Origin of the sequence: Limnobacter sp., from assembly GCF_036846585.1 — a bacterium.
Lineage (GTDB): Bacteria > Pseudomonadota > Gammaproteobacteria > Burkholderiales > Burkholderiaceae_B > Limnobacter.
The window spans coordinates 11,544-33,873 of the sequence record NZ_DAIUBR010000023.1 but is presented as its reverse complement, the minus strand read 5'-3'; the positions used below and the strand labels follow the sequence as shown (position 1 = coordinate 33,873).

Here is a 22,330-nt window from a genome sequence, read left to right as displayed (position 1 = left end):
TGAATAAGGCAAAGTGGCAAAAAACACACTTTTCAGTCACTCACATGAGGGGTACCACGGCATTTAAATCACACCCAGTCGCTGTTGGGCGAACATCCAGCCTGTCCAGCGGCATGTTCATGCGGTTGACCCAAAGTGTAGGCAACCCGAACCAGCTGGCCCCACAGGCGTCCCAACAATTGCTGGAGACAAACAGGGCTTCTGAAGCGCGAAGACCAAAATGATCCAGCCCCATCTGATAGACCGACGCATGTACCTTGAAAGTTTGTAATGTCTCCACAGACAGTACCGCATCCAGCAGAAGGTGGAAATTCGCACTGCGAACTGCGCTATTCAACATTTCACTGTTGCCATTGGACAAAATGGCAGTCTTTACCCCCCGATCTTTTAAGTTTTGCAGCACTGCGCGGTTTTCAGGGTACGCCGCCAAGCTGGAATACACATTGAGCAAGGTGCGTTGGCGCTCTTGCGTCAAGTCAAGCTTCAATGCCTCGCAACTGTATTGAAGCGCGTCCACCGTGATGTCCCAAAACGGTTTGTAGCGCCCGGCCATGGCACGAAGGCGCGTGTATTCAATTTGTTTGTCACGCCACAACACCGACAACCGGGCGCCATGTCCTGGAAAAATCTGTTCCGCCGTGCTAGACACGGAGTACACATCGAACAAAGTGCCGTAGGCATCAAAAAGTACCAGTCTGGGTGTGCCCATGTTTTCGATCTCGCGTTGCGTAAAACACACCCTCCAGTTTATTCAATAAAATCATCCTACTCTTTCAGTAAATCGAATACATTTTTACTTTTTTGGCAAAAGCATGGATCACTTCAAACAAATTACAACTTTTGCTTCCGTGGCGACAAAGGGCAGCCTGTCAGCTGCCGCGCGTGAAGAAGGCGTGGCACCTGCGGTCATTAGCAGGCGGCTGGACGCACTGGAAGAACGGTTGGGCGTGAAGCTGCTGCTGCGGACCACACGGTCACTCAACCTGACATATGAGGGCTCTGCCTTTCTGGAAGACTGCCAACGCATTCTGAACGATCTGTCCAATGCAGAAGCCAGTGTCAGCCTGGGTGGAATCAAAGCCAGCGGGCACCTTCGAATTTCTGCACCGGGCGGATTTGGCCGGGAACACGTGGTTCCACTGGTGCACGATTTCGTACGTGAACACCCGGAAGTAACCGTGTCGCTGGATTTGTCTGACCGGGTGGTGGATTTGCTCAACGAGAACATGGACTGTGCAGTGCGCATCGGGGTGCTGCCCGATTCAAGCCTGGTGGGGGTGAAGCTTGCGGACAACCAGCGGTTGGTGGTTGCCACACCCACATACTTGCAACGCAATGGTACCCCACTGCACCCCCAGGAACTGGTCAAACACAATTGCCTGAACTTGATCAGCTCGGGGGCGCCCAGTGGCTGGTTATTCACGATTGATGGGGAACCCACCCAGATCCGCGTGAGCGGGAACCTGGCTTGCAATGACGGATCCTCGATTCTGGATTGGGTCCTGGACGACGCCGGCCTGGCCTGGCGCAGCCGTTGGGAAGTACAACGGCACCTGCGCAATGGCAAGCTGGTCACGGTGCTTGACAATTTCGTAGCACCCCCCAATGCAATCTATGCTGTATTTCCCCAACGCAAACACCTTCCCCTGCGGGTGCGTTTGTGGATTGATTTTTTGAAACACCGCTACAGCGTTGACTCTTACTGGAACCCATGAAACGTGAGGGCGATAAACCGCAGAAAGCCCCCTTTAATCGTTGAATTGAGTAATTCGCCCATGTAACAGAATCAGGGTAGAGCCATGTTTCTATGAGCACCGCTCGCCCATTTCCAAATTCTTCCACAGGTTGTTTTCAGGTGACTGCTACCAAACGCCGCTACCCATGGTTTCTTGCTGGCGCAATGCTTTGTGCATTGGGTTTGGTATTGCTTGCGGTGGTCACAACCGATTTGCGCAAAATCAACGAATCCCTGGAGCAAGATACCCGTACCCAGATTAGGCTGCTGCGCGACATCCTGCACGACGAGATCAGTTCGGTGGTCCGCTCGTTCGATGCGGCCACATTGCAATTGTCAGAACATATTGAAGTCAACAACATCAAGGAAATTCACCAGCAACTCGATTTGCTGAAAATCGCGCTGCCCTCCGTGGCCGACATCATCGCCCGAAACCCGTCAGGTGCGGTAATAGGAGAAACCGTTCATGATCACGACCTGATCAACACGCAGCCCGACATGCCAGGCAACCCATCACTAAGTAGCGACAAACGGCTTATCTCATTTGAGAAGTTGTTCAACGCGCAGGGACAGCTTGTGCTGGTCATCAACTACCAGATAAAGGATGCGCACGGCGAATTGCTGGGACTTATTCAGGGACGATTCAATACAAATTACCTGCAGCGCAAACTGGCCTCGCTTCGGTTAAATGACCACATGCGCAACGGTTTCGCGTTGCAAGACGGCACAGTGCTGCTGCTTGAACCGAAACTAAAAAATATCCGCGACTTGACACTGTCTTACTCTTTGTCAAATAACGACGGTTTGGTCGATAACGGCCTGTTTCAAGATCATTTGTTTGCCAGCGAACTTCTTGCACAACCACACGAATTGGAGCAAGACATACCGCTGTACTTGATCACCTGGGCAGATACCCGACCAATGATCGCGGCCTGGAAAGAAAAAACCATCAAGCTTATCCTGGCGTATTCTGCGTTTTGCATCATCGTCTTGCTCATGGTGCGGGCGCGCATCATCCAGCAGCTGGAGCGGTTTCTGGCATCAGAACAGGCTGTTGCAGACCAGCACTTAAATGATGAACGCTTCAAACTTGCCACCGAGAGCGCTGGCATTGGCGTGTGGGAATACAACCTGGAAGACAAAAACATTCGCTGGGACAAGGCCATGCGAAAAATATACGGCGTGCGTGAAGAACAGGAGTTGATTGGCCACAAGGAATGGCTTGATTACCTTGATCCAGAAGACATCAACAAATTGGGAACAGTGCTGAAAGAGGCAAAGAACGCCCGGGATGCCTTTGAGTTCAGTTTCAGTATCCGCCGCGCAAGTGATGGGAAAGTTCGCAATATTCAGGCCCGCGCAAAAACACACAGAAATGCCGAAGGCATTCCATACCGGATCATTGGTGTGAATGTCGATGTGACAGTTCAACGCCAGTTTGAAGACGCATTGCGGGAGGCAGAGGAGCGATTCAGATCCTCTTTCGAATGGGCTGCAATCGGCATGGCCATCCTCGACTTCAAGGGCAAGTTCCTGCAGGTAAACAAAGCGTTGGCGGATATTCTGGGCTACAGCGAATCGGAGTTGCTGACGTTCAGCTATGACGCCATTACCCACCCACAAGACATCATGCAACACACCGACATGGTTCGGGAAGTGTTGAAGGGTCGCCGACACAACTATCAACTGGAAAAACGTTACATTCACAAAGAAGGTCATGTGGTGTGGGTCTTTCTGTCGGTGTCCACAGTGCGCAATGAAAAGGGACGCGTGCTTTACTTTATTTCCCAGATTCAGGACATCAACGAACGCAAACGCAACGAAGCCACATTGATAGAACGGGAGCATTTTCTGCGCACTTTGTCAGAATGCCTGCCAGGATTGGTGTCGTACTGGGGCACTGATTTGCGTTGCCAGTTCGCCAACAGCAACCATGAAAAATGGTATGGCATTGTTGCGGACAAAATGCGCGGCCAACACATGCGCAAGATATTGGGCGACGATCTGTTTGATCACGACCACACCCATGTACTGGGTGTGTTAAGCGGCACAAAACAGCGATTCGAACGCTGCAAACCACTGCCCACAGGCGGCCATTCAGACATGCTGGTGCACCTTATCCCGGATGTGCTGTATGGCAAGGTTGAAGGGTTCTTTTCCATTTCCACCAACATCACCGACTTCAAGGCGCAACAGCGGGAACTGGAGCGCATCAACCACATACTGACCGAACGCACCGAACAAGCTGAGGCAGCCAGCAAGGCCAAGGGTGCATTTGTGGCCAACATGAGCCATGAAATTCGCACCCCGATGAATGCAATCATGGGTTTGCTTCAGTTGCTGGAGGACACCGAACTACAGGCCAAACAACGCGATTACCTGAACAAGATTGGCTCGGCAGCGGATGTACTGCTCAACGTGTTGAACGACATTCTGGACATTTCGCGCGTTGAGGCCAACAAGCTGGAGTTGAGCAACAGCCGATTCCTGCTGGATCAGGTATTAAGCAAAACTACCGACCTGTTTGGCTACAGGGCAGTAGAAAAAGCAATACAACTGCACTGCACGAAAGACGCCAGCTGTCCGGTCAGCCTGCGGGGCGACCGGTTGCGGCTGGCACAGATCCTGAACAACCTGCTGTCCAATGCCTTGAAATTCACTGACAAGGGCCACATCCATTTACAAGTTCAAAGTACCGACAACGGCAGGCAACTGCTGTTCAGCGTTAAAGACACAGGCATTGGCATGAGTGAAGAACAATGCGCGGAACTGTTCAAACCTTTCAGCCAGGTTGATGACAGTTCATCACGCCGATATGGCGGTGCGGGCTTGGGTTTGTCCATCTGCAAAAACCTGGTGGAACTGATGGGCGGAAAAATATGGGTGGAAAGCACACCCACGCAAGGATCATCATTTCACTTCACGGTGAATTGTGTAGAGCCGGAATTCACCATTCAGCCCGAAGACCTGTATGCGCTGAAGTTGTTGCATCAATCCCCATCAACAGCCCAAGGGCCTGTTGCCCCACCCCTGTTGAAAAAACATGTGTTGGTGGTGGACGACCACCAGCTCAACCGCATGGTTGCCTCTGAAATGCTAAAAAAATGGGGCGCAAAAGTGAGCCTGGCGGTGAACGGCGTTGAGGCCGTTCAAGCCTGTTTGTCTGAACAATTTGACATTGTATTAATGGATCTTCAAATGCCTGAAATGGACGGATTTGAAGCCACCCGACAAATTCGGGAAAATATGGGTAATGCAGCCCCCCCCATTGTTGCGGTGACAGCGTCCGCCAGCAAACAGGATCGTCTTGAAATTCTGAATGCGGGCATGTGCGAGCACTTGATCAAACCCTTCAAAAAAGAAACCTTGATCCAGATCATTCTGGATATACAAAACCAGAACTCGTCACAGTCGTCATCGCTTTAGGGCTGGTGACTGGTGCATTGGGAGTGAGCGCGCTTGATACGCGCTTGCTATCATTGGAGAAAACCACAAGGAAATCTCCCCACCATGCCCCATGATGTCTCCCTGATCGCAACACTCGCCTTTGGCTTTGGCCTAGCCCTGATCTTTGGTTTCATCGCAGAAAAACTCAAAGCCCCTGCCCTGCTGGGTTATCTGGTCGCGGGCTTTCTGATTGGACCAGCCACCCCCGGATTTGTAGCAGACCAGGCATTGACCAACCAATTGGCCGAAGTGGGTGTAATGCTGCTGATGTTTGGCGTGGGCATGCACTTCTCACTGAAAGACCTGCTGGCGGTCAAAAAAATCGCTGTGCCTGGTGCCATAGTTCAAATGGCAGCCGCCACCTTGCTGGGCATGGGTGTTGCGCACTTTTGGGAATGGCCCCTGGGGCAAAGCCTGGTGTTCGGTTTGGCTTTGTCGGTGGCCAGCACGGTCGTATTGCTCAAGGCGCTGGAGGCACGCGGCATGCTGACCAGCGCCAACGGCCAAATAGCGGTAGGCTGGCTGGTGGTCGAGGACCTGGCCATGGTACTTATTCTGGTGCTGCTGCCACCACTGGCTGGCATTTTGAAAGGCGGCACACTCGATGCGGAAACCAATCTGGTATTCGACATTGGCTTTACATTAATCAAGGTTGCCTTGTTTGTAGCGCTCATGTTGGTGGTGGGCAAACGGGTCATTCCCTGGATGCTTTGGCACATCGCCAAAACAGGTTCCCGCGAACTGTTCACCTTGTCCGTCATTGCCTTGGCAATCAGCCTTGCTTTCGTGGCGGCTGGTTTGTTTGATGTGTCGTTTGCCTTGGGTGCTTTTTTTGCAGGCATGGTGATGCGGGAATCGGAATTAAGCCACAGGGCAGCCGAAGAATCGCTGCCTCTGCGGGACGCATTTGCAGTGCTGTTCTTTGTATCCGTGGGCATGTTGTTTCAATTCAACGTCCTGCTTGACTACCCGATGCGCGTGTTGGCTGTGGTGGCCATTATTGTGCTGGGCAAATCGCTGGCGGCGGGTGCCCTGGTGCTGCTGTTCAAATACCCCTTGAAGAGCGCACTCGTGATCGCGGCAAGCCTTGCGCAAATCGGCGAGTTCTCATTCATCCTGATCGGCCTTGGTTTGTACCTTGGCCTGGTTGATGTTCAGGTTCAAAGCCTTGTGGTGTCGGGCGCAATTTTGTCGATTGCATTGAACCCGCTGGTGTTTTCCGTGATTCCGAAGTTGAACGACGGCATGGTGAAGAAGTTTCAATGGGTGCGCAACCTGAACGCACGCAGCCATATGATGGAAGAACTCCCACAACAAACCGACAGAGAATGCCTTAGTGGCCATGTGGTGTTGGTGGGCAATACTGCGTTAAGCAGGCGGCTTTCCAGATCATTCAAAACACACCATATTGCCCATGTGGTGGTGGACACCAGCCGCGAAGTGGTCGCCAAACTTCGCAGAAACAGCATTGCCGCCGTGTCGGGAGAATTTGCCGATCCGGTTACGCTTGTTCAAGCCCACACAGCCAATGCTGACAGCTTGATCATTGCCACAGGTGAAACGCCGGGCCTGACACAGATGATTGAAAACGCAAGAATGCTGAACCCGGGCATTCGGGTTTTTGTACAGGCCTACTCGAAAGAAGAAAAAGAATTTTTTGCTGCAATGAATGGGGTTCAAGCATATCGATGGGAAGACACTTTAAGCGATGTCATCTTGCAGGATTTAATAAAAAACCGTTCCCGCGCATAGCCGATTTTTATTTCAAATTCGTGAATTTCCACAAATGACGGAGTGCAAAACCACCCCGCATTTCAAAGCTTTGAAAAACCGTCGAACTGCTGATAATTGACAAAATTTCAACCTTTGTCATGCAGGAATTTCGATGCTTCAAACCATACAATCAAAAATGTTGCTGGGCTTTGCCATGTTGATCGCTTGTGCCGCCGTGGGGGGCGGTCTGGGTTTGTGGAACATGCAACGCATTCAGGTTAGCGGACTGAACAACACCGACAGTTTTAAAACATTGCAGCATGTCAGCACGATTCGGGAAAGCCTGGTGTTTATCGAATCTGGCCAGCGGGGCTATTTGCTGACCGGGCAGGATTCTTATTTGTCGACTTACCAATTCGGCAAAAAACGTTATCAGGGAGAAATTGACTACCTTTCCGAACGCATGGCTGGATCAGCTGAAACATTTGCGTGGGTTGATGAACTGCAAACGTTGTATGCACCCTGGCTGACTTTTTCAATTGATGAAACCATCAAGCTGCGTCAAAGCCTGGACAACGGCGAAATTGACCAAGCGGATTTTCTGAACATTTTCTCGGCAATGTCTGGCAAACCCATCATGGACAAAATGCAGGCTTTGCTGGACCAAGTTGAGCTGGCGGAAAAAACCATGCTCAAGAAACGAACCGATCAGTCCGTTCAAACATACATCAACTCGCTTTGGGCGGTGGGCACTGTTGTGATGCTATCCATTCTGACAGGTATGTTGATCACGCTTCGATTAAGCAAGTTGCTGAGAACAAAACTCGCTACAGCCAACCAGCACATTCGTGAATTGGCCAATGGTCAACTTGGTCGCACCATTCAAACACGAGGTCATGACGAGATAGATATTCTTCTACTCGAATTGTCGAAAGCGCAAACCAATTTGCGGGTGTTGATCAACGGCATTCGTCAATCGGCCCAGGAACTGGACGGCAACTCAAACCAGGTGTCCAGCCTTTCTCACGCCATGGCCAAGGCCAGTGACGCGCAAGCCGAAGCCACATCTACCATGGCTGCTGCGGTAGAAGAACTCACCGTCAGCATTTCCCATATTTCAGAAAATACATCGCAGGCCAGCGGCACTGCTCACACAGCCAGACATGCAGCTGAAAGTGGTATTGCCACATTGAAACAGGTGGTAAGCGGCATTGAACGGATCGCGCACTCGGTCGATGAAAGTGCCTCGACGGTTCAAACACTGGAAGCCCGGTCCAGCGACATATCCGAAATTATTTCGACGATCACGGAAATTGCCGAGCACACCAATTTGCTGGCCTTGAATGCTGCGATTGAAGCCGCCCGAGCCGGAGAGCAGGGCCGTGGATTTGCGGTAGTGGCTGACGAGGTTCGAAAACTTGCGGAACAAACCAAAACCGCCACACACCGGATATCGGAAATGATCTACGACATTCAACGCATGACTCAGGGTGCAGTGGGCAGCATGGGAAATTCAGTGAAACTGGTCCAGGCTGGTTTAAACCAAGCGCACCAAGTGAACGCAACAATACTGGACATCAAGAACCATTCGGAACGGGTGTCGGAAGCGATTTCAACCATTGCGGTGTCCATGAAAGAACAGTCTCAGGTCAGCATTCAAATCAGCCAGAACGTGGAAAGGGTTGCAAGAATGACCGAAGAGAACACGCAGGCCGCACAAAACAACACGCAGGTGGCACAGCAACTTCATTCTGTTTCAAATGTGCTGATGCATGCGATCAGTACATTCAAATAAAAAGCCCGGTAAGTTTCTCACCGGGCTTCAGCACTTGCTGTTGGGCCTTTTGTAAAGGCCCAGCAAGGGGAAAAATGCTCTTGATTTGGTTTTTTGAGCTTGTCTCCTCTCCCCCCTCAGTCGGTCAACCTATCCACCCCTCTTGGGGTGGGAGACTGCCAAGATTGCCGACAAATTCAATTCAACCAGCAAATCAGTGGAACTGTTCTTCTTCTGTAGAGCCTGTCAAGGCTGTTACTGAAGATGCGCCACCTTGAATTACTGTGGTTACATCATCAAAGTAACCTGCACCTACCTCTTGCTGGTGAGATACGAAAGTATAACCCTGTTCGCGTGCTGCGAACTCAGGTTCTTGAACCATATTTACATAATGCTTCATGCCTTCGCCTTGTGCATATGCGTTGGCGAACTTGAATGTGTTGTACCAGTTCACGTGAATACCAGCCAATGTGATGAACTGGTACTTGTAACCCAAGGCTGACAGGTCTTCCTGGAAAGAAGCAATCTGGCTGTCGTTCAGGTTTTTCTTCCAGTTAAACGATGGTGAGCAGTTGTAGCTCAACAGCTTGCCTGGGTTCTTTTCCAGAACGGCCTGCGCGAATTCGCGGGCAAAACCGATGTCGGGCGTGCCTGTTTCACACCATACCAGATCAGCATAAGGTGCATAGGCGATACCGCGGCTGATGGCTTGTTCCAAACCGTTCTTCACGCGATAGAAACCTTCAGGAGTGCGCTCGCCAGTCAGGAATGGTTTGTCGTTTGCATCGAAATCAGAGGTCAGCAGGTTCGCGGCTTCAGCGTCGGTACGGGCCAGAACGATTGAAGGAACGCCCATAACGTCGGCAGCCAAACGTGCAGAAATCAGCTTTTGAATGGCTTCAGCGGTTGGAACCAGAACCTTGCCGCCCATGTGACCACACTTCTTCACAGCGGCCAATTGGTCTTCGAAGTGAACACCAGCTGCACCAGCGGCAATCATGTTCTTCATCAGTTCGTAGGCGTTCAGAACACCACCGAAACCAGCTTCACCGTCAGCAACGATGGGCAGGAAGTAATCGATTGCGTCAGCGGCTTTCATTTTGCCGTCGCAAATGTTCTTCCACTGAATTTCGTCAGCGCGCTGGAATGTGTTGTTGATGCGGCGAACCATTTTTGGCACTGAATCGTATGCGTACAGTGACTGGTCGGGGTACATTGTTTCAGAGCTGTTGCCGTCGGCAGCTACTTGCCAGCCTGACAGGTAAACCGCTTCCAGACCGGCTTTGGCTTGCTGCATGGCCTGGCCAGCAGTGATCGCGCCAAAGGCGTTTACGTAGCCTTTCTTGGCTGTGCCATTTACTTTTTCCCACAGCTTTTCAGCACCGCGCTTGGCCAGTGTGTACTCTGGCTGCAGTGAACCACGCAGGCGTACCACGTCTTCAGCTTTGTAGCCGCGCTTTACCAGCTTCCAGCGTGGGTTGGTTTCCCAATCTTTGTTAAGTTCCTGAACCTGTTGGTCAAAAGATTTCATTGTGATGTCCTCAAAGGCGATAGAAAAAGAAAACGGTTCGCTTGATGGGCTGCTTGCGGTGGGCTTCGCGGGTTTTTCGCGGGTATCACTAAGGCAAGTGGCATCGATCAGGTGATGAACCGTATCTTACAGATCATTTCGCAGAGCAACAAGAGTTATATCTTATACAAGACTTTTTTTCGTATCCTTTTAAATCAATAACTTAAATTACTTTAATCATGATGTGAAATACATTTTCTCTAAATGAAAAAGAGGGTGCACTCTAAACCGTGCAGGTGCACATTTATTCTTAGTCCAGTTTGCTGTCTGAAATCAGCACCCCATCCTCATCGACATACACCCAGTTGCCAGGTCGCACAGTGGTAAAGCTCAGGGCAACTTCAATGTTCTCGTGGCCAGTACCGCGCTTCTGGCTTTTCATCGGGTGAGTACCCAATGCACGAATACCCACATCGCATTCATCCAATTCCAGCGTGTCGCGCACACAGCTATACACCACAATGCCCGCCCAGTTGTTTTCCTCTGCCAGCATGCCCAAGTTGCCACCAACCAAGGCGCAACGCATGCTGCCACCACCATCCACAACAAGCACCTTGCCCTGTCCGTCTTTTTCAAGTGCGCTGCGCACCAGTGAATTGTCTTCAAATACTTTCAAGGTGTGCGCCTGCCCCATGAAACTGCTTTTCATGCCCCAGCTTTGAAACATGGGCTCAACAACACGCAAAGTGCCTGCAGCAATTTTGTCTTCGTTGGCATCGCAAAGGTCGGTGGTGGGGGTCATGGGAAGCTCCAGGAATTAAGTGAATCAATCAGCAGTCAAAATTTAAACATGAAATGCAGGCGCCAAACATGGTTGACCAGATTCAATGCTGATTTCTGAATTCTCTGGGTGAAACACCCTGCCATTTCATGAAGGCGCTGGTGAAACTACGGCGATCGGAGTACCCCAGATTTGCTGCAATGGTTTCAATATCCATGACCGAACCCCGCAGCATTTCACAGGCCAATTCATGGCGCACGCTGCTTAACAGATCCACATAAGACTTCCCCTCATTTTTCAATCGACGCTGCAGGGTTCGTGGATGAACCTTCAACAGTTCACTGATCACATCCATCGGCTCACCCAACAAGCTAAGCCTGGATTTCAACAGACGACGAACCTGTTTTTCAAGGGTTTGTTCTTCCACATCCGGCAGCAATCGGTTCAGGATTACCGCCTGCGCCTTGTGATGCGCCGAAGGAATTCCACCGGGCAATGGCAAGTCAAGTGCGGAGGAATCCACGATCAAACGGTTGTGTGCCTGCTCAAAAAGTACCGTGGTTTTCAATAAAAACTGATACTCCGCCATGTCGGTTAAAAGTGGATGCTTGAACTCAATGCGCTTGATCAATTGCTCGTGCGGACTTAGCAAGCGGATAAATTTCAACACCGCTGACATGGTGGCCTCCACAAAACCCGGCAAGTCTTTGTGCGTATCACTGGGGTCTGGAACCATGACCTCCAGCCCCAGCTCATGCCCAAGATGCACCGTTTTGAAATGCAAATTGGGATGCAGCAATTTGGGCGACCAATCCAGAACACGCATGGCTTCCTGCGGCGTGGACGCACTGGTCACAAAAGTGGCCAGCTCCGGCAATCCATCGAAGTTGAATGAATCGCCAAACACCAGCGGAAAGTGGTGGCTGGGCTGGCGCGAATCCACCGCCTTGAACAGTGAATTAAAACAGGGCAAGGACATTCTTCTTCGCGGGTCGCCGCTCATGTCAATCTCAAGTTTCAGTTCCTGCATCACACTGTTCAGGTCAATGTCGCAACGCCGCGCAGCATTCGCCAAGCTGGCAAGCATTTGAAAGTTGATGGTTTCCACCCGGTCTCCTGCGATCAGTTTTTTTCACGTTGTCGTGAATTCTTCCTTTTTTGTCATTTCAAATCATATCGTGTGATGTGGTGATTCGGTAATCTTTATTCACACAAGGCAGCAGGAGGCAACAATGACAACAACATCGTACAAAGAAGACATTGTGGTTCGCAAAGACCTGGATTTCGGCATCATGGATGAAGACATTCCAAAGTACTGGATGAATGGTGATGCGTTCAAGACCCGGGTGATCGATGGCGTGCAAATGAGTTTTCCGGATGGGGAACGTTACTTCATTTCGAGCGTGCGCAACTTCAAAGACAAAATCAGTGATCCTGAACTGCTTCAAGCGGTAAAAGATTTTTCATTTCAGGAAGGCCAGCACGGCAAGGTGCACACCGATTACAACCAGCGCCTGAAACAACAAGGCGTGCCGGTGAACAAACTGTTGCACGTGATCACGAAGATCATGAACCACCGTTTGAAGGTGCTTTCACCCGAGTACAACCTGGCCATGACAGCGGCACTGGAACACTTCACTGCGATGATGGCCGAGATGTTTTTTTCCAGAAAAGAAGTGATGGCCGGCGCGGACCACCGCGTGCGTGCCATGCTGGCCTGGCATGCCGTTGAGGAAATGGAACACAAGGCCGTGGCATTTGACGTGTTGCAGAAGGTGGCCAAAGTAGGCTACTTCAAACGCAACTTGGCCATGGCGCATGCCATGTTCAACTTCACCTTGCACACGCTGGTATTTACCTGGATTATTTTGGGCAGCGATGGCTTTAAAGGCTGGACCCGATTCAAAATGTATTCGAAAGGCTTGGTGTGGTTGCTAGGCCCGAAGGGCTTGTACAGCAGCCTGCTACCGAAGTTGTTGAATTACTTCAAGCCAGGCTTTCACCCCTGGCAAGACCCTACAGTGCACAACTACGGGGTGTGGCTTGAGGTATTTAACAAAACCGGCAACCCTGTTGAGGCGGGCGAGGCGATGTACGCCGCGGCGCATTGAAGGCTCGCCGTTCCCTGTCGGGGATGGATTAGGCGCGGAGTTAAGCGACTTCGACAAGCGAAGTTCAGTGCACCACCCGCTCGAAGGTAAACTCACCATCCTTGAAGTCCACCGGCACCACATCACTCGGCCCAAACTTGCCTTCAAGAATCATCCTCGACACCGGGTTCTCAATGATTTGCTGAATGGCCCGCTTCAAGGGGCGTGCACCATACAGTGGATCAAACCCTGCCTTCACGATTTCAAGCAGAGCCGCCTCAGTGACCTCCAATCGCATGTCGCGGCTAACCAGTCGCTGCTGCAAACGCTGCAGTTGAATACGGGCAATGTTCGCGATGTGCGCATTGTCCAATGCATGAAACACGACCAACTCATCCACCCGATTAATGAATTCCGGGCGGAAGTGAAGTTTGACCTCTTCCATCACAGCGGCTTTGATCACCTCAGTATCCTGCCCAGCCAAACGCTGAATTTCATGCGAACCCAGGTTCGATGTCATCACAATCACTGTATTTTTGAAATCCACGGTGCGGCCCTGCCCATCAGTCAAGCGACCATCGTCAAGCACCTGCAACAGCACATTGAACACATCGGGGTGGGCCTTTTCCACCTCGTCCAGCAAAATCACGCTGTAGGGTTTGCGGCGCACAGCTTCGGTCAAATAACCGCCCTCGTCGTAACCCACATAGCCTGGGGGCGCCCCCACCAAGCGGCTCACGGTGTGCTTTTCCATGAACTCACTCATGTCGATGCGAATCAAATGGTCTTCCGAATCAAACAGGAAACCCGCCAAGGCCTTGCACAATTCCGTTTTGCCCACACCCGTTGGACCCAAAAACAGAAATGAACCCAAAGGCTTGTTGGGATCAGAAAGGCCAGCCCGCGAACGGCGAATGGCATCGGCAACCAAAGTAACGGCTTCGTCTTGACCCACTACACGCATATGCAGCGCGGCTTCCATTTGCAGCAATTTGTCACGCTCGCCTTGCAACATTTTGCTGACCGGAATCCCCGTTGCACGGCTAACCACCTCTGCAATTTCCTCGGTGCCCACCTGCGTGCGCAATAGCCTGTTGGGTTTCTTCTCAGCACCCTCGTTGTCTTTAACATCGTTCAGCTTTTTCTCCAGATCAGGCAATTTACCGTACTGAAGTTCAGACACTTTTTGCCAGTCGCCTTTGCGCTTCCATTGTTCAATTTCAGCACGAATGTGATCAATCTCTTCCTTGATGGCAGCGCTGCCCTGCACAGCCGCCTTCTCTGATTTCCAGATTTCGTCGAGATCTGCATACTCACGTTCAAGGCGAACAATTTCCTCTTCGATCAGGGCGAGGCGCTTCTTGGAAGCGTCGTCCTGCTCGCGCTTCACAGCCTCGCGTTCAATTTTCAGCTGAATGATCCGACGATCCAGCTTGTCCATTTCCTCAGGCTTGGAGTCAATTTCCATTTTGATCCGGGCGGCAGCCTCGTCGATCAGGTCAATGGCCTTGTCGGGCAAGAAGCGGTCGGTGATGTAACGGTGACTTAACTCTGCAGCGGCCACAATCGCTGGGTCGGTAATGTCCACGCCGTGGTGCAACTCATAGCGTTCTTGCAAGCCGCGCAAAATGGCGATGGTGCTTTCAACACTGGGCTCGCCCACCAACACCTTCTGGAAGCGACGCTCAAGTGCCGCGTCTTTTTCAATGTACTTGCGGTATTCATCCAGCGTGGTGGCACCAATGCAATGCAATTCACCACGGGCCAGTGCAGGCTTCAACATATTGCCGGCATCAATCGCGCCCTCGGCTTTGCCTGCACCCACCATGGTGTGAATTTCATCGATGAACACAATGGTTTGCCCCTCATCGGCGGCCACGTCTTTCAACACGGCTTTAAGGCGTTCTTCGAATTCACCGCGGTACTTGGCACCAGCCAGCAACAGTGCCATGTCCAATACCAACACACGCTTGTTTTTTAGCGTATCGGGTACTTCGCCATTCACAATGCGCTGGGCCAAACCTTCCACAATGGCGGTTTTACCCACACCAGGCTCGCCAATCAACACCGGGTTGTTCTTGGTTCTGCGCTGCAAAATTTGAATGGCTCGGCGAATTTCATCGTCGCGACCAATGACAGGATCAAGCTTGCCCATGCGTGCGCGCTCGGTTAAATCAATGGTGTATTTTTTCAAGGCCTCGCGCTGACTTTCGCCTTCGGCACTGTCAACAGCCACACCCCCGCGCACCTGCTCAATGGCGGTGTTCAGGGATTGGGCATTCAAGCCCGCTTCTTTCATCACTTTGGCCAAACCCGTGCTGTCTTGCAAACAGGCCAGCAAAAAAAGTTCACTGGCAATGAACTGGTCACCACGCTTCTGGGCTTCCTTGTCAGTCAGGTTCAAGGCCGCTTGCAACTTGCTGCCAATCTGGATTTGCCCGGCGTTGTTGGCCACCTGCGGCAAGTTGTTCACCTCGGCCTCAACGCCTTTAATCAACACCTGCGGGTTGCCGCCAGCCTTGCCTATCACGCCGCGTACCGAGCCCTCGCCCTGCTTGAGCATGGCCAACAACACGTGTGCAGGTTCAACGGTGGGGTTGTCCTTTCCCACGGCCAGGCTTTGGGCGTCGGCCAAAGCTTCCTGAAACTTGGTGGTCAGTCGATCTAAACGCATGTGTGCAAACCCTTTTTAACAATTTTGAGTCACAATACTGATGAACAGTATGTGTGGGCGAGCGTGTAATTTTCAAGATAACGCCAACACAAAAGATACGCACCATTTTTCAAGCACGCCAACATGCAAATCAAACAGTTACAAGTGGCTTACGCACCAGAACACGATCGCATACTGATACGAATCAATTCTGCTGAGAATCAGGAAGTGCGGGTGTGGTTGACGCGCCGCATGGTGCGCATGTTGATACCCAGTCTGGATGAAATGATGCAAAAACTGCTGGCCAGCGACCGCCCCTTGAACGATGCGGGCCGCAAGGCACTACTGGAAATGAGCCGGGAAGTGTCGCTGTATTCTGCGGATTTCAAAAGCCCGTTTCAAGACAAAAACACCACCACGCCGCTGGGCGCAGACCCACTGCTGATTACTCAAATTGAACTTCGCCCAAGCGGTGAAGCGCACAACACGGACCTGGTATTAAAACTGGTGGCTGGCAGCGGCAAGGGGTTCGAGATGCGCATGGCCGAGCAATTGCAGCACGGCTTTGCAGATTTGCTGATTAAAACCTGTGTGCAAGCCGATTGGGGGCTGCATTTCAAAATTGTGCCCAGCATTATTGAACGACCGGAAACACGCCACTTGAACTGAGTCAACCTGACCCACCTAGCTGGTCAGAAACATTTCCTGAAGGTCATTCAGAAAACGAAAACCCAACCCGGTGGGCTTAAACAGGCCGGGCTGAGTTTCAATCAAACCCTTCGCCAACGCCTGTTTCAGTGGTTTTTGCAAGTCGCTTAACGGCCTGCCGCAACGCTCGATAAACCAGCTTTCGGGTACACCGTCGCTTAAGCGCAAGGCGTTCAGCATGAACTCAAATGGCAGGTCTTTCACTGTCAGGGTGCGCACCTCCAGGGGCTGCGCCGCACTTTCCATAGCCTCCATGTAGGCTATGGGGTTGCGGTGACGGGTTTCTCGTTCAATGCGGTTGGGGTAACTTATTTTTGCGTGCGCGCCCGCACCAATGCCCAAGTAATCACCAAATCCCCAGTAGTTCAGGTTGTGCTGGCAGCGATGCCCTGGTTTGGCAAAGGCTGAAATTTCATACTGTTCAAAGCCCACCGCCTTTGCAGCCTTGTGAACGGCCTCTTCAATGTCGATCAAGGTGTCGTCATCGGGCAAAGGGGGTGGCTTGGCTGCAAACAGGGTGTTGGGTTCCATCGTGAGCTGGTACAGGCTCAGGTGGGTGCTGTTTAGCGCCACGGCCTGCGCCACATCGGCCAGTGCCTGCTCCACGTTTTGATGGGGCAAGGCGTACATCAAATCAATATTCACTTCATCAAACAAAGCCACGGCACTTCGCACGGCGGCCACCGCCTGCCCACTGTTGTGCACCCTGCCCAGGGCTTTCAAGTGAGAGTCCGAGAAACTTTGTACGCCAATCGACAAGCGATTAACACCTGCTTTGCGAAACCCTTCAAACCGCGCTTGCTCGAAGGTGCCCGGGTTGGCTTCCATCGTAATTTCACCGCTTTGCGGCATGCCCAGGCGGGCACGCACTGCGCCCAGCAATTCATCAATCAATTCAGGGGCGAACAGGGAAGGCGTGCCACCGCCAATAAAAATTGAATACAGTTTGCGGCCCCAAATTTTGGGCAGTTGCTGGTCAAGATCAGCGACCAAGGCATTCAGGTAGCGGCGTTGCAGGTCAAGGGGTAAAGATTCTGCAAACCCCTGTTCACCAGTGACGGCTTGGCTTGTATTGGATACCACTGGCACGCCCACTTCACGCAGCTTGCTTTCAGGGGCCAAATGGCTGTTGAAGTCGCAATACGGGCACTTGCGCACGCACCAAGGCAGGTGAATGTAAAGTGCCAGCGGCGGCATGGCGGCAAACTGCAATTCACTGGGCATGAATACACGGCCCGCCAAGTTACCGGCCGATGTTGCCATGAAAGAAGGCTTATCGCCGCTGCCCTGTTCCACTTAAGTGCCTGCCTTCTTCAAACCCAAGCGCAGCTGTAATTCCAGCAGCAAGGCCTGTGTAGCCTGTGCCCGGTGGCTGAATGTATTTTTCAATTCCTTGGGCATTCGCGCGGCGGTGCATTGGTGTTCAGGCAACCAAAAGTGCGGGTCGTAGCCAAAGCCGCGTTCACCTTGCGGGGTGTCAATCACCTCACCCCACCACATTTTCTGGGCAATCGTGGGTGTTGGGTCGTCGGCATGGGCCACCCACACCATGGCGCACACGAAATAGGCGCGGCGGTCCTCAATGCCCTTGAGTTGCTCAACCAGACAGGCATTGTTGTTGGCATCACTTTTTTCTTGCCCAAACAAGGTGGCATAGCGGGCAGACAACACACCCGGCGCACCGGAAATGGCCGGCACGCACAAACCGGAATCGTCGGCCAGCGCGGGGCAGCCAGTCAGTCGGCTGGCGTGGCGGGCCTTGGCCAGCGCGTTCTCGACAAAAGTGTGAAAGGGTTCCTCGGCATCGGGCACGCCCAGTTCACCCTGGGCCACCCAGTTCACACCCCAAGGGGCAAACAGGTCTTGAAATTCACGCAGCTTGTCCTTGTTGCCGCTGGCCAGTACCCATTCGTTGTTCGATGCCATTGCCTTATTTCCCAACTTTTTTCCTTATGCCCGTAACGCCGCTTTCTGCAAACGAACCAGCTCAGTGATGCCAGCTGCTGCGGAATCCAGCATGCCGTTCAATTCATCGCGGCTAAAGGCGTCGCCTTCAGCAGTGCCCTGCACTTCCACAAAACCGCCTTTCTCGGTCATCACCACATTCAGGTCGGTTTCGCAGGTGGAGTCTTCGTCGTAATTCAAATCGAGCACCACCTGACCATTCACCACGCCTACTGAAACCGCAGCAACAAACTGCTTGATCGGGTTTTCAGCCAAGGCACCGCTGGCCAACAGTTTGCCAATTGCATCGGCCACGGCCACCATTGCACCGGTAATGGACGCCGTGCGTGTGCCGCCGTCGGCCTGAATCACATCGCAATCAATTTTCAGGGTGCGCTCGCCCAGTTTGTTCAAATCAACCGCTGCACGCAATGCACGGCCAATCAAACGCTGAATTTCCTGCGTCCGGCCGCTTTGCTTCCCACGCGCGGCTTCGCGGTCCATTCGGGAATGGGTGGAACGGGGCAACATGCCGTACTCGGCAGTCAGCCAACCCTGGTTCTGGCCTTTCAAAAAGCCGGGTACTTTGTCTTCAACACTGCAGGTGCACAGCACATGGGTGTCGCCAAACCGAACCATCACAGCACCCTCGGCATGCTTGGTGTAATTGCGCTCCAGGCTGATTTCGCGCAGGGCGTGGGGGCTTCGTCCATCGGGGCGGGCTGTGGTGGTGTTCATTCAAATTCTCCAGTGCGTATCCGTTTATCGTGCACGCATTATGGCGCATCTTCCAGGTCGAGAAACAATTGGGCCGGCCCTTTAAGCGCTGCATCTGCCGGAGTAACCAAATGGCTGGCCCGAATGCCCAGCAGGCGAATGGTTGAATGCGGGCCTTTTTCCTCAAAAGGAATTTTCTTCAGGCAGGCTCGCGCGGCCTGCAAAATATCCGCTACCGTGGCCACTGTTTCGCCGGTGGTCACATCGCGGGTCAGCGATTTGAAATCGGCAAAACGCACTTTCACGCCGATTGTTTTGGCCAGGCGTTGCTTGCGGGCCAGGTCTTGCGACAACTTGTCGGCCAAATGAAGCAACACCTGGGTTAATTTGTCGCGCTGCCTTCGCACATGCATGTCGTTCTCAAACGTGGTTTCGCGGCTAATGCTTTTGGGCTCGGAATACAGACTTACTTCCCGGCGATCAATTCCGTGGGCGCTTTCGTGCATCCAAAGCCCGTATCCTTCGCCAAATCGCTCACACAGTAATTCCATCGGCTGGGCCGCCAGTTCGGCGATTGTGTTCACACCCATGGTCTTGAGTTTTTCCTGCGCTTTGGGCCCCACGCCGTTGATTTTGCCCACAGACAGCGGCCAGATTATTTCCTGAAACTGAGCAGGCCGCACCACGCTTAGCCCATTGGGCTTTTTCAGATCGGAAGCAATTTTGGAAGTCAGCTTGTTTTCCGACAAACCCACCGAACAGGTCATGCCTCCGGTGGCTTGAGTTACCGCTGTTCTAAGCCGTGCGGCCAGCGCGATGGCGGCATCGAAATCACCGCCTGTTTCGTCGCTCAGGTCAATGTAAATCTCGTCGATTCCACGGTCTTCCACATTGGGCGCCAGTTCCAGCACGGCAGCCTTGAATTGTCGGGATAAGGTTTTATACCAGTCAAAATCGGCAGGCAATAAAATGGCGTGGGGTGCCAACCTGGCCGCTTTCATGGTGGGCATGGCTGAATGCAAGCCCAGTGCGCGGGCCTCGTAATTGGCGGTGGTCAGCACACCGCGCCCTTCGTATTGTGCCAAGGTGGGGAACTGCTGCCCCGGCAAGGGCTGCATGCCACGGCGGCCACCCACGGCCACCGGCAAACCCCGCAGGGCCGGGTTGCGCACCAATTCGGCATTGGCGTAGAAGGCGTCCATGTCCAAATGGGCAATGATTCGACCCGCCAAACACACCCCCACAGAAAACAAGCTCCAGCCCAGAGTTTACAATCCATGCACCACCGACACACACGCACAGGCCGCAAATGAGCAAGGACAGCAAAAACACCGCCACAGTACACAGCATGACAGGCTTTGCCAACGCCCAAAGCACCACCCGGGCAGGCACCTTGAGCATGGAACTGCGCAGCGTCAATTCCCGTTTTCTGGACTTGAACTTTCGTATGGCCGACGACATTCGGAATGTAGAACCGCTGATTCGTGAAAAGCTGATGAATGCCCTGAGCCGGGGCAAAGTGGAATGTCGAATTTCATGGGGCCGGGCGGAAGGTGAAAAACGCATTCCGAAAGTGGACCTTGAACAGGTGAAACAACTTGCAGCCCTGGAAGCCAGTATTCAAAGCGCCTTGCCCAAGGCCAACGGCTTTCGCATAACCGAGGTACTGAACTGGCCCGGCGTGGTGGAAGACAACAGCCTGAGCGGTGAAGAACTACAGGAAACCATCGCCAAACTTTGCGACCAAGCGATTGATGCCTTGAAGCGAAGCCGCGAACGTGAAGGTGCAGGCCTTGCGGCCGTGCTGCTGGAAAAAGTAGACGGAATGGAAGCGATTGTGAACAGCCTGCTGCCCATGCTGCCCCAGTTTTTGGCCCACTACGAGGGCAAAATTCGGGAACGCATGACCGAGGCCTTCGACAAAATTATTTCTGACAAAGCCAGCCACCTGACCGTGGGAGACCTGGAAGAGCGCATTAAACACGAAGTGGCCCTGCACAGCGTGCGCATTGACGTGAAAGAGGAAGTAGAGCGCCTGCAAACCCACTTTACCGAGGTACGCCGAATTTTGAAAAAAGGTGGCGTAATCGGCAAGCGGCTTGATTTTGTAACCCAGGAATTGAATCGTGAAGCGAACACGCTGGGCAGCAAAGCCCACGCCATTGCCCAAACGCAAGCCAGCATTGACCTGAAAGTGCTGGTTGAGCAGTTCCGCGAGCAAATTCAAAATATTGAGTGAAGTACGCTAGATTGGTACAAGCAATGATTTGGCATCCCGGTTCTGCCGGATTGGCCCAACAATGCTTTTGGCTTAAAATCACACATTCGCCACGAACTTCGCCCCAGCTGCATGAGCAAACTTGAACAACCCCAGCACGCGCCCCACTATTCCGGCAGCCTGTTCATCGTCAGCGCACCCTCGGGTGCGGGGAAATCGTCTTTGGTCAAGGCCTTGCTCGCCGAAGTACAAGGCGTCGGGCTGTCAATTTCCAACACCACACGCAAAGCCCGAACTGGCGAAGTGGATGGAAAGGACTACCACTTCATTTCCCAGCCAGAGTTTGAAGCCCTGCGTGATCAGGACGGTTTTCTGGAATGGGCCCATGTGCATGGCAATTATTACGGCACCTCCAAATCCTGGGTCGAAGGCCAAATGGCAATAGACAGGGATGTATTGCTGGAAATTGACTGGCAAGGCGCGGAACAGGTGGTGCGCAAGGTTGACCACGTGGTTTCCATTTTTATTTTGCCGCCCAGCATGGAAGAACTCGAAAAACGGCTGCGTGGGCGCGGTACAGACAGTGAAGAAGTGATTTTGAAGCGAATGGGTGCCGCACAACTCGAGATCGAGCAGGCGAGGCGCTTTGATTATGTTATCCTTAACGATGATTTCACACAGGCTCTTTTGGAGCTGAAATCGATCGTCTTCGCATCCCGTTGCCGTTTCAATCAGCAAATGGCGCGCCACGGGGCGCAACTCAAAAGTATTGGACTGTAAGGACACCAGATGGCCCGCATCACCGTTGAAGATTGCTTGAAAAAGATCCCGAACCGTTTCGACATGGCCCTGTGCGCCACTTACCGCGCCCGCATGCTGGCCCAAGGCCACACTCCAAAGGTAAAGTCTGACAAAGACAAACCAACCGTAACTGCCCTGCGTGAAATTGCAGCGGGTGAAATTGGAATCGAAATGCTGAAACGCGTGCCCATCTAAACCGGGCTGCATTGCTTTTCAAAAAGCCCGAGACCGGTACACGG

The 22,330-nt window shown here is 52.5% G+C and carries 18 protein-coding genes and 2 pseudogenes; 11 read left to right on the top strand and 9 right to left on the bottom strand.

What is annotated here, in order from left to right:
- Positions 1 to 40 precede the first annotated feature (40 nt).
- Positions 41 to 709 (bottom strand): haloacid dehalogenase type II, encoded by a 669-nt coding sequence (locus V7028_RS11105; protein ID WP_334120147.1) that lies wholly within the window; start codon positions 707 to 709, stop codon positions 41 to 43.
- Between the two features lie 103 nt (positions 710 to 812).
- On the opposite strand from V7028_RS11105, the gene V7028_RS11100 reads away from it, so the two are divergent.
- The 6 genes and pseudogenes from V7028_RS11100 to V7028_RS11085 all read left to right on the top strand — a co-directional run bounded on the left by V7028_RS11100 (position 813) and on the right by V7028_RS11085 (position 8,690).
- Entirely contained in the window at positions 813 to 1,715 is a 903-nt protein-coding gene (locus V7028_RS11100) for a LysR family transcriptional regulator (RefSeq protein WP_334120146.1), read from the top strand.
- Between the two features lie 92 nt (positions 1,716 to 1,807).
- Positions 1,808 to 3,553 (top strand): annotated as a pseudogene (locus V7028_RS15325) (PAS domain S-box protein); the annotation flags it as partial.
- 114 nt (positions 3,554 to 3,667) lie between these two features.
- A pseudogene (locus V7028_RS15320) lies at positions 3,668 to 3,862 on the top strand (hypothetical protein); the annotation flags it as partial.
- The gene (locus V7028_RS15315; protein WP_442918734.1) at positions 3,839 to 5,161 is read left to right on the top strand and encodes an ATP-binding protein; all 1,323 of its coding nucleotides are present in this window, start codon (positions 3,839 to 3,841) and stop codon (positions 5,159 to 5,161) included. The pseudogene V7028_RS15320 and the gene V7028_RS15315, both read left to right, overlap by 24 nt.
- Positions 5,162 to 5,245: 84 nt before the next feature.
- Positions 5,246 to 6,934 carry a cation:proton antiporter domain-containing protein gene (locus V7028_RS11090; protein ID WP_334120144.1) on the top strand — a complete coding sequence of 563 codons (1,689 nt, stop codon included), beginning with the start codon at positions 5,246 to 5,248 and terminating at the stop codon, positions 6,932 to 6,934.
- A gap of 133 nt (positions 6,935 to 7,067) precedes the next feature.
- Complete coding sequence (locus V7028_RS11085) at positions 7,068 to 8,690, top strand: methyl-accepting chemotaxis protein (protein WP_334120143.1); 1,623 nt, start codon at positions 7,068 to 7,070, stop codon at positions 8,688 to 8,690.
- Positions 8,691 to 8,883: 193 nt separating this feature from the next.
- Here the strand turns inward: V7028_RS11085 and aceA are convergent, their stop codons facing one another.
- From aceA to V7028_RS11070, 3 genes are all read right to left on the bottom strand, one after another.
- Entirely contained in the window at positions 8,884 to 10,200 is a 1,317-nt protein-coding gene (aceA, locus tag V7028_RS11080; RefSeq protein WP_334120142.1) for an isocitrate lyase, read from the bottom strand.
- 289 nt (positions 10,201 to 10,489) lie between these two features.
- The gene (gene rraA / locus V7028_RS11075) at positions 10,490 to 10,981 is read right to left on the bottom strand and encodes a ribonuclease E activity regulator RraA (protein WP_334120141.1); all 492 of its coding nucleotides are present in this window, start codon (positions 10,979 to 10,981) and stop codon (positions 10,490 to 10,492) included.
- An 82-nt stretch (positions 10,982 to 11,063) separates the two neighbouring features.
- Positions 11,064 to 12,068 carry a helix-turn-helix domain-containing protein gene (locus V7028_RS11070; RefSeq protein ID WP_334120140.1) on the bottom strand — a complete coding sequence of 335 codons (1,005 nt, stop codon included), beginning with the start codon at positions 12,066 to 12,068 and terminating at the stop codon, positions 11,064 to 11,066.
- Positions 12,069 to 12,192: 124 nt separating this feature from the next.
- Here V7028_RS11070 and V7028_RS11065 point away from each other — a divergent pair, with 124 nt between their 5' ends.
- Positions 12,193 to 13,071 (top strand): metal-dependent hydrolase, encoded by an 879-nt coding sequence (locus tag V7028_RS11065; RefSeq protein ID WP_334120139.1) that lies wholly within the window; start codon positions 12,193 to 12,195, stop codon positions 13,069 to 13,071.
- Positions 13,072 to 13,135: 64 nt separating this feature from the next.
- Here V7028_RS11065 and clpB read toward each other — a convergent pair whose 3' ends face one another.
- Complete coding sequence (gene clpB / locus V7028_RS11060) at positions 13,136 to 15,724, bottom strand: ATP-dependent chaperone ClpB (protein ID WP_334120138.1); 2,589 nt, start codon at positions 15,722 to 15,724, stop codon at positions 13,136 to 13,138.
- 123 nt (positions 15,725 to 15,847) lie between these two features.
- Here clpB and V7028_RS11055 point away from each other — a divergent pair, with 123 nt between their 5' ends.
- On the top strand, positions 15,848 to 16,372 hold the full coding sequence (locus tag V7028_RS11055) for a hypothetical protein (protein ID WP_334120137.1): 525 nt from the start codon (positions 15,848 to 15,850) through the stop codon (positions 16,370 to 16,372).
- A 15-nt stretch (positions 16,373 to 16,387) separates the two neighbouring features.
- Here the strand turns inward: V7028_RS11055 and hemW are convergent, their stop codons facing one another.
- The 4 genes from hemW to dinB are packed head-to-tail and all read right to left on the bottom strand — an operon-like array spanning position 16,388 to position 20,310.
- On the bottom strand, positions 16,388 to 17,674 hold the full coding sequence (gene hemW, locus V7028_RS11050; protein WP_334120136.1) for a radical SAM family heme chaperone HemW: 1,287 nt from the start codon (positions 17,672 to 17,674) through the stop codon (positions 16,388 to 16,390).
- 33 nt (positions 17,675 to 17,707) lie between these two features.
- Entirely contained in the window at positions 17,708 to 18,337 is a 630-nt protein-coding gene (gene rdgB, locus V7028_RS11045; protein WP_334120135.1) for an RdgB/HAM1 family non-canonical purine NTP pyrophosphatase, read from the bottom strand.
- Between the two features lie 24 nt (positions 18,338 to 18,361).
- Positions 18,362 to 19,093, bottom strand: a complete 732-nt coding sequence (gene rph, locus V7028_RS11040; protein WP_334120134.1) for a ribonuclease PH — start codon at positions 19,091 to 19,093, stop codon at positions 18,362 to 18,364.
- Positions 19,094 to 19,131: 38 nt separating this feature from the next.
- The gene (gene dinB / locus V7028_RS11035; protein ID WP_334120162.1) at positions 19,132 to 20,310 is read right to left on the bottom strand and encodes a DNA polymerase IV; all 1,179 of its coding nucleotides are present in this window, start codon (positions 20,308 to 20,310) and stop codon (positions 19,132 to 19,134) included.
- A gap of 71 nt (positions 20,311 to 20,381) precedes the next feature.
- On the opposite strand from dinB, the gene V7028_RS11030 reads away from it, so the two are divergent.
- The 3 genes from V7028_RS11030 (at position 20,382) to rpoZ (ending at position 22,286) form a co-directional block, all read left to right on the top strand.
- Entirely contained in the window at positions 20,382 to 21,311 is a 930-nt protein-coding gene (locus V7028_RS11030; protein WP_334120133.1) for a YicC/YloC family endoribonuclease, read from the top strand.
- A gap of 111 nt (positions 21,312 to 21,422) precedes the next feature.
- Entirely contained in the window at positions 21,423 to 22,070 is a 648-nt protein-coding gene (gene gmk, locus V7028_RS11025) for a guanylate kinase (RefSeq protein WP_334120132.1), read from the top strand.
- A 9-nt stretch (positions 22,071 to 22,079) separates the two neighbouring features.
- Positions 22,080 to 22,286: a DNA-directed RNA polymerase subunit omega gene (rpoZ, locus tag V7028_RS11020; protein ID WP_008251793.1), complete on the top strand. Its 207-nt coding sequence runs from the start codon at positions 22,080 to 22,082 to the stop codon at positions 22,284 to 22,286.
- Positions 22,287 to 22,330 lie beyond the last annotated feature (44 nt).